Source organism: Flavobacterium sp. BFFFF1 (genome assembly GCF_002256285.1).
GTDB lineage: Bacteria > Bacteroidota > Bacteroidia > Flavobacteriales > Flavobacteriaceae > Flavobacterium.
Map to the genome: position 1 here is coordinate 23,126 of NZ_NKJE01000017.1, position 17,580 is coordinate 40,705.

Here is a 17,580-nt window from a genome sequence, read left to right on the forward strand (position 1 = left end):
AAACACTATTATTGTAGAAATGATGTCGTTAAAAACATTTTGCGATGCCAAATGTAACGAATTGACTACTTAAAATAACTCGAATTTTAGTATTATTTTAACGGATTGTGGATAAAAATAAGTACTTAAAAACGGCGGGGATCTGTAGTGTTATAGATAACTAGTTGCAACATAACGCAATAACTAAAATAATAAAAGTTTTGTGGGTCTACGATATTAACATATGGAGATGTTACAAAATGATGTAACGTTCGTTCAGAATTTTATAAGGAATTCGCGAAATAGCAGGTGTAATTTTAGGCTTCACAACTACCAGAGGATAAAACCTGAAATTTTATGAGAATTGAGATTAAAACCAACGATACAAACGGGCTTAAATCCGAACTGACGCCGCTGTATAACCTTGTAAAACGAAACGAGGAGAATTTCCTAAACCGGGAACCCAGATTAAAGGAATTCATTGTAGAATTTCGCCACAGCCCGCTTCTTGCATTGCGCGCCAATAAAGGAAATTCTGGTAAATACATACTCTCTGACGATGGACAGTCCATCCGGCTCATTATTACCTGCCTTTCCCATCCTGACATGAATGCAATTTGCCAGCTCGCTTCGAAAGAAATTGAGAACATTAAGCAGGATTTGGAGCAGTAATCAGAATCCGAATCCCAACCCGAACGAAACGCGCCCGCCGTCAGCAGCGTAAAAATAGTTGAGTTTTGCAGTGACGATGTTGATGCCATTCAGCCAAAGTCCGCCACCAAACGCCGTATGCCACTTATCTGAAGGTTCCGCTGGAAGCCACACCCTGCCATAGTCAAACCCAGCGAGCACACCGTAACGCATCGGCGCGATACTTTCCCTTATTTTACCCAACTGCCACCTCACATCGGAACTTTGGAAAAACGATCGCTTGCCTGAGAAGCGTTCGCTACGAAAAGCCCGGATATCAAAATCGCCGCCAATCGTTGCCATCTGGTAAAACTCAAAATCATTGCTAAATAACAATTTTGCTTTAAGCTGTGAGGCAAAAACGACCTTACCGCTCGACAGGATTTTATGGCTGAAACCCAACATCGACTCCATGTACGGCACACTTCGATCCGTATCGGCAATGTTGACATCGCACCCCGCTTCGATGTAACATTTCATTCCCAGCGTCGGGTTGGAAACATTGTCATAATTTTCAAACCCATAACGCGCGTTGAGTCCGGCAAAATTCTGTGTGTCAAACACGCGGGCATCAACAATGCCGGGAGCGCCAATAAGCCTGGAATTGCTGCGTTCTACTTCTATAGACTGAAACTTCGCCTGCGCAGAAAAGTAAGCCCCGAGTTCCCCTTTCCAGGTCATCGAAGGCGCGGCACGCATCACCTGGACTTTGACCCGATTGTAATTCATCCCCAAGGTTTCTTCATTATCAACAGTCTCATTCCCATATCCAAAAAAGTTAAAGCTGAAATTGGGGCTGGTAATCGCAGCATCCATTTGAAATTGCCAGTTGGTGCGGATATTTGGAAAAATCCCTTTGTAAAGCAACTCGTATCCCGCTGTCGCAAAATAGTAGTTCGCCCGGATATTGTGCTTTTGCGAAAATGGATTTCTTTTAAAGCCATTTACCGTGTAGGTCACTGAAACTCCGATCTTAACGCCATCGTCAGGGTTGAACCCTACATTTGGAAACCCGGCAAGGGCATTGTATTTTGGGCGTTTGTAATCGTATTGGTTCAGGTCGTAATCATCTGACAATACTTTAACGGTGCGCCCGTCCGTATCAAAATCATTGTCCTTGGATTTAAAATCATAAATCCTGACTTTCTGTCCATTTTCTACAAAGTATTTATCATGGTTTTGCCCTCCCAGAAGACGCACTTTAATACAGCGACTCCCATTTCCTTTAACGTGGTATTCATCGTCATCATCAAGCCCGTAAAGCCAGATTTCATGGGTTTCATCACGATCATATATCCTGGTGCTGACTTCAGTTTCCTTACCATCTTTCAGCCTGTAAACCCTGACTTCGGTTTTGCCACCGCTCATGCGTGTGATATCGAACCGGTCCTTTTTATCTGTCCCGACGATCAGTACCGTTCTCTGGAGTACTGCATAATATTTATCGGCATAAATATTCAATTTACTGCGTCTTGATTTTAACTCCTTTTTGATTTTGTCGATGGTTTTATCATTTACTTCAGCAGGCAATCTTCCAAATGCGGCTTCGATTTCCTTGTCGGTAAGGTTTTCCCGGATGTATTTTGCCTGCGCTTCCCAATCTGCTTTGGTTGCTGATCGGATTAACGCAAGATCGAGCGGATAGGCTTCCATATTGAACCACTTCACATTGGCAATGTCCGCTTTAAACGATTGCATATGGCGCAGCGCCGGCATCTTTAAAACGAGCCACAACAGCGCGCCATCATATTTTGAAAAAGCCTGGTCGCGATCCCTTGGAATCGGGCGGTAAATAATTTCGCCGTTTTCGTTGTATTCGCCCCACCGCCATTGGTCATAATGACGGTCCCAATCGCCGATCAGCATGTCAAATAATCTTGCCCGGATGTAAGCTTTCTCGTCGATCTTGTATTTTTCACGTTTTCTCAGGTTCGACAAAACATCTTCCGTTCCAAGCAATGCATCGGGCTTGCCAAAGCTTTTCAATTTTTCAAACCCTTTGTCAGGACGTTCCTCGACCATATAAAGCTCATCTCCAAACTCTTCATTGAATTCACCCAATGCATTTTGTCTGGGAACGTAAAACAGCTTTGGGTTGGCATGTCTTATTCCCACAGATTCTGCGAGATCACCAACGATAAAGGGCGTATAAGGATGTGATGTTGTGTAGAAATCTAAAAGGAAATTTTCGGCGTAGGTGTTCTTAAAATCGTTTTCAACAAACTGATTTTTAAATGCCATCGTCTGGATGAACTTCACAGCATTCTTCCGAAGTCCGCGCATGGTGTACTGTTTTCCCGAGTTGTCCTCAAGCCTCAATGACATCGACTGGTGGCCACCGCCTGCGGTAACGGGTTTTAATCCGCCGTACAGCGTATCGAGAACGGCCGTTTTTGCAATGACCTTCGCTCCATAATATTGGCGATAGTGCTTTCCCCAAAGAAAATTATGAAACCCGCTCTTATGCAGCAGCGAGTCATTGTAAACAGAAAAATTGTACTGTTTCGGAAAAACGCTTGGGTAAACTTTAACTTCCTTTTCCAATATTGGCGGATTGATTCGGAACTTATGCATTAACAACTCCTTTTTCTTTTTCATCCCATAAAACGAAACCCAGGCCTCCCCTTTTTCATAAATCTCCAGAATCGCATAGCCGTTTCCACCGTACGAAAAATCATTTGGCAAAATCGCCCTTGCCGCCTCTGCTTTTGAACCGGCACCGCTGACAATCTGTTTGACATTGTCCCGTTCGAGGTATTGCAGGTTGTGCTCGTGGCCCGATACGACAATGACATTACTCCGATCCTGAATCAACGGTTTGATGCGCTCAATCAATGCAGAATACTTCTTGTTCATAATGTCCTGCGGATTAAGCCCTGACGTTTTTCTCATGAAATTGATGGCCGATCCAATGATCGGCAGGGGCAAATCAGACTGGAAAGGAAACACGTTCTTAATCAGTGAATACTGTCCACCGTGGGTGCCATTGCTGATTACAGGGTGGTGTACCGCCAGCACGCAGGTCTTTTTTTGGTTCTTTACCAGCTTGTCTTCGAGCTCCCTGAAAAAATCGTCCCTTGATTTAATGTCGCAGTCGTCGTTGATCGTTGGGTTTTCGTCCCAATTTTCCATATACCATTGCGAGTCTATAACGATTAACGTGATGTCATCGTTGACTTTAACTTCATCGATACCACAGCCGTTCTTTGGCAAAAAGGATTTCTTCTGCTTAAGGTTATCGGTGATATAGTTCTCCTGACGCTTTAATCCCTGAAGTCCTTCGCTGTACCAATCATGATTTCCCGGAATGAAAATGGTCCTCCCCTTGTAATCCTTCGCGAGGATGATCTGGTTGTCTAATTTTGTCTCTGCCAATTTGCGCTCTTTCTTCCCTGCCATGGGCATGCCTGCCGGGTAAATATTGTCTCCAAGAAACAACAGCGTACTTTCCGGTTTAGCGGCATCAAGCCTTTTTTTAAGGAATGACAACGTATGCTGTGCATCCGGGCGATCCGCATTTCCTGCATCACCCACGAGAAAAAAAGTGTGCTGTACATTGGCTGGCGGTGCAGAAACGGAGGCGTTTTTAGAAATATTACGTCCGTACTGGGCGTCCTGGGTTGCGCAGGAACTCAAAAAAGACAACACCATGAAACAGGTTATAGACGGCCAAATTTGTAGCAATCGGGCGTCTTTTAAACAAAATAATTTCATAAATTGGTGGCAGTAAAATTTTATCATGGGCATTATCGAAAAAGCGGAACAATTTGTCTTTAATCTACTCAAAGATAAACTTTCTCCAGAATATACTTATCACAATTTCAACCATACTTTACGAGTTGTCAAGGCGGTTAATAAACTTGCCAACGCGTTAAAAGTTGAAGGTAATGAACACGAAGGCTTAATACTGGCTGGCTATTTCCACGATACGGGCTATGTGAATGGTCATGAGGAACACGAGCTGAAAAGCATCGAGATATTTAGGCAATTTGCTGTTGAAGAACATATTGCATCCGAAATTTCGTCATTGACACAACAATTGATTCTTGCAACGGATATCAGGAAGGAACCTGAAACCCTTTTGGAGTTTATCATCCGTGATGCAGACTGTAGTCATTTTGCAAGTAAAAAATATGTTGCCATCAGTGATTTGCTCCGCCGGGAATGGGAATTAAGCTGCAACAATACGTTCAGTGACCTGGAGTGGCTGGAAGGAAATTTAAAGATGCTTTCGCAAAAACACCGCTTTTACACGGAATTTGCCAAAGAGGAATGGCAACCCAAAAAGGAACAGAATATCATGTTGGTCCAGCAAAAAATAACCGAGTTGGCAAAAGAGCAAAACAAGAAGGAAAACAAAAAGGCAAAAGACGAAAAACCGGAACGCGGTGTGGAAACCATGTTTAAGGTCACGTTGAACAACCACACGCAGCTGAGCCAGATCGCCGACAGCAAGGCAAACATTCTGCTTTCCGTAAATGCGATAATCATTTCAATATCATTATCCACCTTAATCCCAAAACTGGACAGCCCCGGAAATGCACACCTCGTTGTCCCGACGTTTATTTTATTGATTTTTAGTGTCGTTTGCATCATTTTCGCCATTCTTTCAACAAGGCCAAAGGTCACCACCGGATCCTTCACGAGAAAGGAAATAGAAGATAAAAAAGTGAATTTACTTTTCTTTGGTAATTTTTACAAGATGCCATTGGATGAATACGAATGGGCCATGAACGAAATGATGAAAGACAAAGAATATTTGTACAACACCATGATCAAGGACTTGTATTTTCTGGGATTGGTCCTAAACAGGAAATACAACCTGCTGCGGATTACTTACAATATTTTTATGGTCGGCATTATCATTTCGGTGATTGCGTTTGTGATTGCTTTCCAATCCATAAGGGCTTAATTTCCCAATTCTGAAACCAGTTCATTGTAACTGTATAGCTTCGGGCTTGTTTGGTCATACATTACGGATACCCGTATTCCCTTTAATCCGGAAACACCCTGCAGGTCTTCTACGTCAAAGAATTCGACTTCTGGTCCCAAACGCTTTTTGTGCTGTAAGAACGCAATATAACGCTTGTATTCTGATCCTTCCTCCTGCTGTGCGTATACAATTGTAATTTTATTTTGTGCCGTAATCCGTTCGGTAGTCCCTTTAATAAAGGCTTTATCAATGCGTTTCTTGACCACTTCGTAACGCGCATTATAAGAACCGTCGACGTCAAACCGTTTTTCATCCATCCTGAAACGAATCGTAATGGGTAAGTTAATCACCAGGATCAATGACGCCACTTCCATAGGAAAGGGAAGCGAAGGCTGCAATTTATGGTATTCGTTTTCCATATCGCACATCACCTGCAATTGCCACAGCCGCAGGTTATATAGGTAAAGGAAGTTAAATTGCGGTTCGTTTGTGATGGAATTCCCGATATACATATTGTGCTCAACGCCATCGGTTTTAAAACGTTCGTAATAATGGGGATAATATTCCTGCGCCTCAACCTGCTTTTTGTCCAGGATATTCGCCATTTTCTTATTGATAATCGAAACCGTGGCGTCAAATTTCTTCCGCGAAGCGTAAACTGTCTCTGAATTCGCATCCAATGCATCGAAATACGCTGCAACCATTTTTTTGATTTCGGTCGTTTCAGGCTGGTGCATTTTCAATATCGGATGAATCTCCTGCTTAATATACCGCTGTATGATTTGTTCTGAATCGGCTTTGACGTCCGAGGCTATCGAAGTCATATATTGCTCGAGTTCAAATACCTTTTGTTCAAATACGGGCAGTTTCTTCGCCGCATTGATTGCCTCAAAAATGTCCTTCAACAAATTGACCTGTACCAATATATCATCTTTGGTAGTAGCATTCCGCTTTTCTGAAGATCCTTTAATATCGATTTGTCCAAACAACGGATACACATTATTGAAAACAATTTCATGCAACGACGCCGCATCATTAAGATGGCTGAACGCTTCTTCCCGAAATTTCCAATAAACGCTCGGGTGGATTGTCGTATACTCCTTTTGTATCAGGGCCTCGATCTGGTTGCGAATATCCGAATAGTACCGGTCAATCGTGTCAATCAGGTAAGGAAGCACAATGTCCAGTTTATTGGAATTGATGGAATTGAGACGTTTTTTTGTAGCGGAAACCAATTCAATTACTCCAAGTAACGTCCCATTTTTAACCACAGGCGCAAAAATGGCACTTTGAATGTCCTGCGCCAGCAGTTGTCCGCCTATAAGCGCTTTTGGGTGTTCACTATGGAATTTTTCCACATCGGAAATAACAAAATACTTCTGTTCTTTAATTAATTCCGGCATATCACTATGACAAAGAAAATCACCGCAATCCGTTGTTGCATCATCATATGACAGAAAACTGTGGATGTTTTTTTCGAAAGGAGAAACCGTAAATTTGTTGGTAACCGGGTCAATCGAACTGTATCCAATGCGCAGGTCGTTAAACTGGAAAATGGACCGGAAAATTCCCTGAAAACTTTCACGGATTATTTCGGTATCCAGCTCCTGTTTCGGACTCAGTAAATTGGTTTTGAGGTTAGAAACGGCGCTTTCTACTGTGGCATCATATAACGACATGATCCCGAATCCACGCATAATCCAGCTTTGCGGTGGGAATTTTTCCTTCCAAAGCGCGGTATCTTCAAAATTATCGATCAACATCTCAATGTCTTCGGCGGTAATGGGCTTGGATTTTTCAGTAGGCAGGATTTCGATAAAATCTGCATTGTACAAAATCCGGTAATGCTTTTGAATGCCGTTTCCGTCTGGAATATCGTAAAAAAACGGCTTCGCAAAATCAAACTTATGCCCATAATAGCCATTCAGGATCATACAGCAACTCATCACATAAAACCTTTCGTCAGTAAAATCCCTGACTTCCATATCAAAGTCGGGACCGGCATTGTTTAGTATTTGCTGAAAGCGCGCCGAGTAATTAAAGACGATATTGTGAAACGGAATTGTAACTGCTTTGATTTCGTTGTTGGTCAATGCGGTTGGAAAAAGATCCGCAAGCAGGTTCCCGATCAGGTGTTTGTGCATTTTGATCGTATCAAAATCCTTAATACCATCGCGCAGTTCCGGTACTTTAGCGGCCGCTTTAAGCAGTCCCTGCGCATAGTGGGCACGATAGTCTACATCAGAATTGGCAATCTCTTCAAGGTTTTCGAGCAGCCTATGGAAAGAGATCTGGACTTCGAATGGATTGTCAATGGGTTCCTTTAAAATCATGTCCCGAACTTTTAGAATGCAAAGATACTAAATGATTAAACGCGCTTATCAAATGTCTGATCGATCAGCTATGAACAACTAGTATTTTTCTATCTCCTCAAAGAATTATTTGAAATACTTTTTCCCTTTGAAATAGGTAATCGCTCCCAACAAGCTTATTGCGCCGATACTTTGCCATATCCAGCCCAGTGATTTGGCTTCGCCACTGGCGTAAGAATGCAATCCTGACAAGTGGAAGTTCACACCGTAATAGGTAAATAATATCGAAATGAACGCATACATGCTCATCAGATTAAAAATCCATTTGCCTCTTAAGGTCGGAACAAACCGGGCATGGATTACAAAAGCGTATACCATAATACTGATCAAAGCCCATGTTTCTTTCGGATCCCAACCCCAGTAACGACCCCAGCTTTCATTAGCCCACTGCCCTCCCAGAAAATTCCCAATGGTTAGCATGACAAGACCTATCGTTAAAGCCATTTCATTGATGTAAGTGATTTCCTGGATATTTAGCCTCATTTTTTGCTTATTCCCTTCGTTGGTAAACAACATCAGCAATAAGGAGACAAAGCCAAGAACCATACCCAATGCAAATGGGCCGTAACTCGCTACGATAACGGCAACGTGAATCATCAGCCAGTATGAATTCAACACCGGCTGCAGGTTTGCGATTTCCGGATCAATCCAATTGGCATAAGCAGCCATCAGGATAATCGACGTCACGAACGCGCAGGCCGCAATAGTAAGCTTTGATTTACGGTCAAATGCAAGCCCGAAGAACATCGTCGACCAGGCAACATAAACGATTGCTTCATACGCGTTGCTCCACGGTGCGTGCCCTGAAATATACCACCTCGCAATTAAACCTAAAGTATGCGCTGCAAACAATAAGGCGATAATCACATGCATCGCATTCACCAAAATTCGCATGAATTTGTTCTCCTTAAAAATCCGGATAATCACAAAAACCATCATAACCACCCCAGCCGTCATGTAAAGGAAAAACAGGTTTTGGAAAATGTTGATTTTGTTATAAAGGATTTCATACGAGATTTTATCCTCATCCGGCATCACCTTTGCCCCATACTTTTTCTGGAATTTGGAAATCCCATCAAGGTAAAAGTCGGCCTCCTTATAGTTATTTTTTAATGCGCCATCGGCTAATGAATTCAGGTAAATGGGAATAATCTGCTTGGTAAAAACGGAATCAAGCCCTTGAAATTTTGCCGTACCCAATTCTGCGAAAGAAACCCATTTATTGTTCTTATCGCCGGGAATCGGGAAAATCCTGAGTATATTTCCCATTAAAGCCGAGTTCATCAGGAACACTTTTTTATCTGTTTCAATAAAATCTTTCTCGAATTGATCCGGATTGGCTTCCTTATTCGCCTTATCGACGTATTTGGACAATTTATAGTTCCCTTTTTCGTCGAAGAAATTGATGAATCGCGCCAATTTTTGCGTGGCAGGGATTCCGAGTATTTTCCTGATGCTGTCGTTGCCCGGTTTGATATAGATCAGCGGCACTTCAAACCATAAGTCCGGGCTTTGCGTCATCGACAGGAACACCTGGTCTGCATTCATGCCTTTGTACTTTTCAGAATGGCTGACTTTCCTTAGCAATTCCGAGGAAAAAGTATTCACCGGTTTCATTCGGCCACCGGCATCCTGAATCACCAAACGTCCGAACTTCGAGGCATGGGCCTCTCCTACTTTATATTTTTTGAGGATCGAGTCAATTCGCTGCTCAGAGATCTGCGTGTGCTGCTCGTTGTGTTGTGCAAACGAATTAAGTCCGAGGAACAACAGCGCGATGGCCAAAAGACTGGCTTTCTTTTCCTTCACTTTGTTCAATTTCCTTTTCAGGTCAGCGAAACGCGAATGTTTGGTAAACATGATTGCCATCATCCCAAAAAACAACATAAAATATCCGGAATAAGTGATCACCGTTCCCCAGAAATCGTGGCTCACCGAAAGTTTGGTCCCTTTTTCATCATCATCATATGACGACTGGAAGAAACGGTATCCCTGGTAATCCAAGACGTGGTTCATATGGATATTATAGTCAAATTGATTTTTCTTACCGCCTGTAGTGTCAATCACGGTAACCTCACTTTCAAATGCGGAAAAACTCTCTGTTCCCGGATACCGCTCCGCGTTGAAATCATTTAGCTTTACAGCAAAAGGTGTGTTGAAAACTTTGTTGCCGAACGAAAGCGTGAACTCGAGATTGCCGGAATTGAAAACCTGCACTTTCGAAGCTTCGGGAACACCGCTCATGAGCGACAGCTCTTTTTCCTTACCCTCCGCGATCACTTTAACCACAAGCACATCATCTGCTTCCTTGTCCTTTTTATAATTGTTGTCCGAAACGTATTTCTGCACGCCTTTCATCGCCGGATTCGGAAAGACAAACTGCGCACCGCCTACATTGTAGAGTGAACGCAGCATTAACGGCTGTACAGAGTCTTTCGCGACACCGCCCTGTAATTTATCCGCCATTCTCATAAAAGTTCCTGCAAATGGCGTTTTTATAGTCAATGCAGTCCCTTCACCGGTTACATTTACAGCACCCTGGGTTGGTTTATTGAACGCAAAAAGAATGTTGTGAATGTTGATGACCTCGCCGGATTTAAGGAAGTGTTCGTGGCGCGTGCCTCCTCCTGCTTCTACCATTTTCAAATAGATCTCACCGTTCTTGTCTTCTTTGATTTCAGGCTTCGCATTCATGATGTAATCGACATAGCGTACTTCATAAGGGATATCCGCAAAACGGTCTGAAATTGAAAAATCATTGTTAGTCGCCTGGGAAAGCAGCAATTCTTTCTCTTTAACTTTCCGCTTCAGCCCTCCTTTGTACTGGCCGTCAACACTGATATTCAGGAAGTTTTTTTCCGAATAAAACTCATTGGAGGTACTTCCTTCGCGGATCAGCATCATGCCCTCGTAGCTGATGTATCTCGTAATTCCGGCACCGATTAAGATAAAAATAAACGAAAGGTGCAGGATTAGTGTCGCCCATTTTTCCCGTTTATAAAGTTGGTATCTTTTGATGTTCCCCAGAAAATTGATCAGGAAAAACAACATGATTGCCTCAAACCACCACGAATTATAAATCAGTATGCGGGCAGTTGCCGTGTTGTATTTACTCTCTATAAAAGTTCCGGCTCCCATTGCCACCGCAAAAAGGATAAAAAGAGCAGCCATTAAACGTGTAGAAAAAAAGAAAGACGCCAGTCGGGAAAGTACTTTATGGTCCATTTAGTGGAAAATTTTATTTGGTATAAAAAGCCGCACAAAAATAAGGAAAAATGTGACGCAATTGCTGTCATACCAAAGCAATATCTGTTAAAAACGAATTTGAATTTTGTTTCGCCGCAATCTGAAAATACTTATTTTTATCGCGTTTTGTAAAAACTCCTGATGCACAATATCAATATCGAATTTGTACTGGCTCTTTTTATCCTCGGCGCTGCGGTGCTCGCGTTCATTTATCATGCTGTATTATACTTCTTTAGCAGAGACCGTTTCCTGATTCACTACCTGATTTACCTTTTTTTCACTGGGCTATTTTTGTATTCCAAAACGGGACTGATCGCCGTGCAGTTTGGAAATAATTCGCAAACCTACATCATGTATGCATTTCGGGAGGCAATACAAATCATATACCTGTGCTCCTATTTTAATTTTATCATTCACGCCATTGGCATTTCGGGAAGAGAAAAGCCATTCCTGTTTCGGTTTTGGCCGGCTACAGCAGTCCTTTTGCTGTTATATGCTGCACTATTTAGCATCTCGAAACTCTATTTTCCATTGGAAGATTATACAATTCCATTTGTAATGGCGCGCGTATTCATCTTTGTCATCACCGGAATGATGCTGTATCAAAGCTTCCGTTTGAAAGAAATTAAGTTTCAGCTGATCATATTAATCGGTTGCACCGTCTATCTTTTGTGCGGGCTAATCAGTTTTGTGGTAAATCTCGAACCGGATGACAGCATGCTCATCTATCCATTAGAGTGGCTGATGATTGGTAGCTTCATCGATATTATATTTTTCTCCGTCGCTATCGGATACCGCAATAAGAAAACCTGGGAAAGCCTTAATCTTTCGCTGTTGGAGGAAGCAAATAAAGTGATTGAAAAACAAGCAGAACTTGAAAATGAAAGAAACCGGATTGCGGCCGATATGCACGACGACCTGGGCAGCGGACTGACGAAAATTACCTATCTGAGCCAAATGGCTGTCCGGAACGATGACGCGGGCGAGAGCCTTTTAAAAATAAAAACGACGGCGTCAGCGCTTGTTAAAAATATGAGTGAACTGATTTGGGTAATGAAGGAGGAAAATAATACGTTGGAAGATTTGACGAGTTACATCAGGGCCTTTGCCTCCGAATATTTTGAATCGAATCATATAGCCTTGCGTTTTTTAATAGGCGATATGCCCGAAGGTATTGTCGTAAATGGAACAGACCGGCGAAACATCTTCCTTTCGGTCAAAGAGTGCTGCCACAATATTGTAAAACATGCAGCGGCAACGCAGGCGTCGGTGGGTATTGAATACGCCGAATGCCTTAGCATTGTTATCGCTGACAATGGCAAGGGAATCCCGGATACAGCGGCGCGTGGAAAAACCGGAAACGGACTGCAAAACATGGCGTACCGAATGACCAGTATAAAAGGAACCATGGAGATATTGAATAAAAATGGTACTGAAGTCAGGTTTATGATTCCCGTCGGACGCGGGTAGAAAATCAACCGTTTGTATCATTGTATGAAAAAAATAAAGCACTTTACTTTGCACCGTCAAATTTCAGGCTTATGATAGGCATTTGCATCATCGAAGATTTAATCGACATCCAAAAGGGATTGCAAAGCATCATTGAAAGTGACCGGCGGTTTCATTTGTTAAAGTGTTTTAGCAATGCCGAGGACGCCATCAGCGAACTACCCCTGCTGAAACCGGATATTGTGTTGACCGATATCAACCTGCCGGGAAAAACAGGCATCGAATGCGTTTCGGAAATCAAGGCTGTAGTCCCGGAGATGCTGTTTATCATGTTCACGATTTATGAGGACAACGACCAGGTTTTTGATGCGTTAAAGGCAGGCTCAAGCGGATATATCCTAAAGAATACCAGCCCCGAGAAAATTATTGAAGCGCTCGTTGAATTGCACGAAGGCGGAAGTCCCATGACACCCAAAATTGCGCGTAAGGTATTGAATACCTTCAATAAAAATATCAACCAGCAGCCAGTGACTGAGTTGTTATCTAAAAGGGAACTGGAGGTTTTAGACCTGTTGAGCAAAGGATTGCTCTACAAAGAAATTGCAGACCAGCTGAATATTTCTATCAGCACCGTAAAAAGGCACCTGAACAACATTTACAGCAAATTACAGGTGCAAAACAAAATTGAAGCAGTAAACAAATTATACAACAAAAACCAGGGATAGGACTGATCAACCTGACTCCTGAATTGCATGGCGGGGCACCATAAAAAAGCCCACAAAATCAATCATTAATCAAAAAAACGAACACCAATGAAACACTTTAACTTTTTTGTGGCCCTCGTCACACTTTCAGCAACGCTATGCCAGGCACAGCCTGTGATTTCAAGATCAAATGTAAACACGACTAATTTTACCTCAGAGTTCCTATATGCACCCGCTGACGGATTTGTGCCTGGAGACGCCGGCGCTGATCAGGTGTGGGATTTCTCAGATCTGGACCTGATGCTGGTTGGCAACGACACCACTATGCCGGTCGCATCGACGCCTTATGCGGCTACCTTTCCCACAGCAAATTACTGTTATAAATACGATGGCATCTTTGGGGGAGGTGACCGTTATTATTATCATCATATAACAGCCACTAAATATGACATTCTTTCCATCGCTTACAATGGAACGAACGGCGACAATTATAATGCAGATCCGCGTACTTTTATGATTTTCCCTTATGCCTACAATGATGTTTATACTGACACCTATGTGTCTTCAGTCGATATGATTGTGAAAAACGTCACAGCAACCTATGACGCCTATGGCACCATTATCATGCCGTATGGAACCTTCGACAATGTGATACGCCAAAAAATAGTCACAAATGGTGTTACCGATTATATCTGGTTTAATGTGAATCCATTTTACCCGATCGTTCAAACCGTTTTAGCGGAAAATGGACTCGGTATTGTAAAAAACACAACTTTGCTTGGGGTGGATGACCTTTCAAAAACCAAATTTACAGTATATCCGAACCCCACTTCCGGACTTATTTCAATCGGCGCAACTGAAGGGCTGAACGAAGGCGCAACTGTGACCATTTACAACAATATTGGACAGAAAATTTTCGAAACGGAATTCAACCCTTTGAACAGTAATGCAATTGATATCGATATCAGCAGCCAACCTGCCGGATTGTATTTCGTAACCACAAATGATAAAAAGAGCAGGGAATTGTACACCCAGAAATTGATTAAGAAATAACATCATTAAATACTGCTAATAAAAACCTGCCTCGCGCGGGTTTTTTATTTTGATCCGAATTTCTTTTGTATATTTATTTAAAATCGAAATAACCATGGTCAATATCACCGCCAGTATTGGCAACGAAAACTTCAGGACTGAAATTAAAGGGTCAAATACCATTATCGCCGATGAACCAAAAGAAAAAGGGGGACAGAACCTGGGTCTGAATCCGGGGGAACTCCTCGCCGCCTCGCTGGCATCCTGCAGCCTGATTACGATGAAAATGTATGCACAACGAAAGAACTGGGATCTCCAGCACGCTTTTGTTGAAATTTCTTATGACCACGATGAAAAGGAACATACGGCAAACATGATAAAACACATTACACTCACCGGAACGCTTGATGAAGAACAGCGAAGCCGATTGAAGTATATTGCCGGAGTCTGCCCGGTGCACCGTCTGCTCGAAAAATCAATCCATATTGAAAGTTTCCTGACAGATGCCGTTTAATCCTATCTTTTCGATAATTTTGCTGCATGATTAATGTAAGTATTATCGGGTCGGGAAATGTTGCCGCACATCTTGTCGCTGCTTTTGACAAAAGCGATTCGGTATCATTGAAACAACTTTTTTCCCGAAGCAAAGAAGTCGGTTTCGCGATTCCGGAGAATGTTGAGCAGATTCATGATCTGGAAGAGCTGGCGGAAGCAGACTTATACATCATCGCCGTCACTGATAGTACCATTGAAACGATTTCCGCCGCTTTGCCTTTTAAGAACCGGCTTGTCGCACACACATCCGGGACGATGCCGCTTGATGCCATCCATGAAAATAACCGCAAAGCGGTATTTTATCCGCTGCAAACGTTCAGTAAAAGCAAAGCGGTCGATTTCGGGGAAGTTCCGGTTTGCCTGGAATCACAATTTGCAGCCGATTACCAATTGCTGGAAAGGATCGGAAGGGCAATTTCAGATAAAGTATACGCCATAAATTCTGACCAAAGGAAAGCCATCCATGTTGCTGCCGTTTTTGCCAATAACTTTACCAATCATATGTACCAGATCGCCAACGAAATTTGTAGCGAAAACCAGGTGCCGTTTGATATCCTGAAGCCTTTAATTGCAGAAACCGCGGCGAAAATTAACACCCTTTCCCCAGGCGATGCACAAACCGGGCCGGCAAAACGGCACGATTTTAAAACGGTCGCGGCGCATCTTGCGTTTTTATCGGACGAAAAAAGATCCATTTATAAACTACTAACCGAATCGATTCAACAACATGGCAAAGAGCTATAAGGAAATTATGAATCACATCACCACTTTTATTTTCGATGTGGATGGTGTTTTGACAGACAGCAGTGTGCATGTCACACAAAACGGAGAGATGCTCCGCACGATGAATATCCGTGATGGCTTTGCGATGAAAGCCGCGGTGGAATCAGGTTATCATGTTTGCGTGATTTCAGGAGGAAGCAGTGAAGGTGTCAGGATCAGGCTGCGGAATCTTGGTATCACAGACATCCACCTCGCCTGCCCCGACAAGGTTGCAGCGTTTAAGGAATATATCGAGTTATACCAGATCAAGCCTGAAGAAGTCGTGTATATGGGAGATGACATTCCTGATTACCATGTGATGCAGCTGGTAGGCCTTCCCGCATGTCCGTATGATTCAAGTCCCGAAATCAGGGAAATTTCCAAATATATTTCGCATAAAAATGGCGGCGAGGGCGCCGTGCGCGACGTGATTGAACAGGTAATGAAACTTCAGGGAAAATGGCACGTATATTACAATGGGAAGCATGATTAAGTCAGGTGCCAAGGTATAAATACATTACTTCAGGCCTTCGACCTTAAACTTTCGACTTTCGACTTTCGCCTTTGGACTTTCGACTTTGGACTTTCGACTTTCGACTTTAGACATTAAAACCGTACCTTTGCACCCTTTAAATATTAAAATGAGATTACACAGAAATTTAGTTTATACGACAATCGATTCATTGAACGCCATCTTTAATGAAGGCGAATACGCAGATAAAGTTGTCGCAAGGGCGCTCAAAAAAGACAAGCGTTGGGGAAGCCATGACCGCAAATTTGTCGCTGAAACCATTTATGAAGTGGTTCGGTGGAAAAGACTTTATGCCGAAATTGCTAACGTAAAAGAACCGTTTGACCGTGATGATCTTTGGCGGGTTTTTGCCGTTTGGGCAGTATTACGTGGCTATCCGATCCCGGATTGGCGACAACTGGACGGTACGCCGGAACGCAAAATAAAAGGGCGATTTGACGAACTTTCTAAAATCCGCGCACTCAAAGAATCCATTCCGGATTGGATGGACGAACTCGGCGTACAGGAATTGGGTGAAACGGCATGGGCAAAAGAAATTACAGCCCAAAACCAACCTGCGAAGGTGATTTTGAGGGTAAATACGTTGAAAACTACCCGAGAAAAACTCCATGCGATCTTAATGGACCTCAATATTGAAACGGAATTCCTGAAAGACCAACCCGATGCATTGGTGTTGAAGGAGCGGGCGAATGTTTTCCTTACCGAAGCATTTAAGGAAGGACTGTTTGAAGTGCAGGACGCAAGTTCACAGCTTGTCGCTGCCTACCTCGATGTGAAACCGGGAATGCGTGTGGTCGACACCTGCGCCGGTGCTGGTGGAAAAACACTTCACCTGGCCTCTTTGATGGAAAACAAAGGACAGCTGATTGCGATGGACCTTTATGAAAGCAAACTGAAACAACTGAAATTACGGGCCAAACGAAACGGCGCTTTCAACATTGAATACAAAATTATCGACTCGACAAAAGTGATTAAAAAGCTACAGGAGAAAGCGGATCGTGTACTCATAGATGCGCCTTGCAGTGGACTTGGTGTCTTAAAACGAAATCCGGACGCAAAGTGGAAACTGCAGCCGGAGTTCATTGACAATATCCGCAAAGTACAGGCTGAAGTGCTGGAAAGCTATTCCAGAATTGTGAAGCCAGGCGGAAAATTGGTGTATGCCACCTGTTCCGTGTTACCCTCTGAAAATCAGGAGCAAATTAAGCGTTTCCTGAGTACAGAGATGGGTAAAAATTTTAACTTTGTAAAGGACACGAAAATATTAGCGTCGGAATCCGGATTTGATGGGTTTTACATGGCGCAGTTAGAAAGAAAACAATAGTG

12 protein-coding genes are annotated in these 17,580 nt (G+C 42.9%); 9 read left to right on the forward strand and 3 right to left on the reverse strand.

Going from position 1 to position 17,580, the window contains the following annotated elements:
• The first annotated feature begins 336 nt into the window (after positions 1-336).
• Positions 337-651, forward strand: a complete 315-nt coding sequence (locus tag CFE23_RS11245; RefSeq protein WP_291087997.1) for a hypothetical protein — start codon at positions 337-339, stop codon at positions 649-651.
• On the opposite strand, the gene CFE23_RS11250 is transcribed toward CFE23_RS11245, so the two are convergent.
• Positions 652-4,320 carry a metallophosphoesterase gene (locus CFE23_RS11250; protein WP_291087999.1) on the reverse strand — a complete coding sequence of 1,223 codons (3,669 nt, stop codon included), beginning with the start codon at positions 4,318-4,320 and terminating at the stop codon, positions 652-654.
• An 88-nt stretch (positions 4,321-4,408) separates the two neighbouring features.
• Between CFE23_RS11250 and CFE23_RS11255 the strand changes: the two genes are divergently transcribed.
• A complete protein-coding gene (locus tag CFE23_RS11255) occupies positions 4,409-5,581 on the forward strand; it encodes a Pycsar system effector family protein (RefSeq protein ID WP_291088001.1) in 1,173 nt (390 codons plus the stop codon).
• Here the strand turns inward: CFE23_RS11255 and CFE23_RS11260 are convergent.
• Both CFE23_RS11260 and ccsA read right to left on the reverse strand, forming a co-directional pair.
• Positions 5,578-7,935 (reverse strand): GAF domain-containing protein, encoded by a 2,358-nt coding sequence (locus CFE23_RS11260; RefSeq protein ID WP_291088003.1) that lies wholly within the window; start codon positions 7,933-7,935, stop codon positions 5,578-5,580. The genes CFE23_RS11255 and CFE23_RS11260 overlap by 4 nt on opposite strands.
• 105 nt (positions 7,936-8,040) lie before the next feature.
• On the reverse strand, positions 8,041-11,199 hold the full coding sequence (gene ccsA, locus CFE23_RS11265; RefSeq protein ID WP_291088006.1) for a cytochrome c biogenesis protein CcsA: 3,159 nt from the start codon (positions 11,197-11,199) through the stop codon (positions 8,041-8,043).
• A gap of 162 nt (positions 11,200-11,361) precedes the next feature.
• Here ccsA and CFE23_RS11270 point away from each other — a divergent pair, with 162 nt between their 5' ends.
• From CFE23_RS11270 to CFE23_RS11300, 7 genes are all read left to right on the forward strand, one after another.
• Positions 11,362-12,690 (forward strand): 7TM diverse intracellular signaling domain-containing protein, encoded by a 1,329-nt coding sequence (locus CFE23_RS11270; protein WP_291088010.1) that lies wholly within the window; start codon positions 11,362-11,364, stop codon positions 12,688-12,690.
• A 71-nt stretch (positions 12,691-12,761) separates the two neighbouring features.
• Complete coding sequence (locus CFE23_RS11275) at positions 12,762-13,394, forward strand: response regulator transcription factor (protein WP_291088013.1); 633 nt, start codon at positions 12,762-12,764, stop codon at positions 13,392-13,394.
• Positions 13,395-13,481: 87 nt separating this feature from the next.
• Positions 13,482-14,426: a T9SS type A sorting domain-containing protein gene (locus CFE23_RS11280; protein WP_291088016.1), complete on the forward strand. Its 945-nt coding sequence runs from the start codon at positions 13,482-13,484 to the stop codon at positions 14,424-14,426.
• A gap of 94 nt (positions 14,427-14,520) precedes the next feature.
• Positions 14,521-14,919 carry an OsmC family protein gene (locus CFE23_RS11285; protein ID WP_291088019.1) on the forward strand — a complete coding sequence of 133 codons (399 nt, stop codon included), beginning with the start codon at positions 14,521-14,523 and terminating at the stop codon, positions 14,917-14,919.
• A 26-nt stretch (positions 14,920-14,945) separates the two neighbouring features.
• The gene (locus CFE23_RS11290) at positions 14,946-15,704 is read left to right on the forward strand and encodes a Rossmann-like and DUF2520 domain-containing protein (protein WP_291088021.1); all 759 of its coding nucleotides are present in this window, start codon (positions 14,946-14,948) and stop codon (positions 15,702-15,704) included.
• Positions 15,688-16,215, forward strand: a complete 528-nt coding sequence (locus tag CFE23_RS11295; RefSeq protein WP_291088023.1) for an HAD-IIIA family hydrolase — start codon at positions 15,688-15,690, stop codon at positions 16,213-16,215. The genes CFE23_RS11290 and CFE23_RS11295 overlap by 17 nt, the downstream gene beginning before the upstream one ends.
• A 148-nt stretch (positions 16,216-16,363) precedes the next feature.
• A complete protein-coding gene (locus tag CFE23_RS11300; RefSeq protein ID WP_291088025.1) occupies positions 16,364-17,578 on the forward strand; it encodes a methyltransferase domain-containing protein in 1,215 nt (404 codons plus the stop codon).
• Positions 17,579-17,580 lie beyond the last annotated feature (2 nt).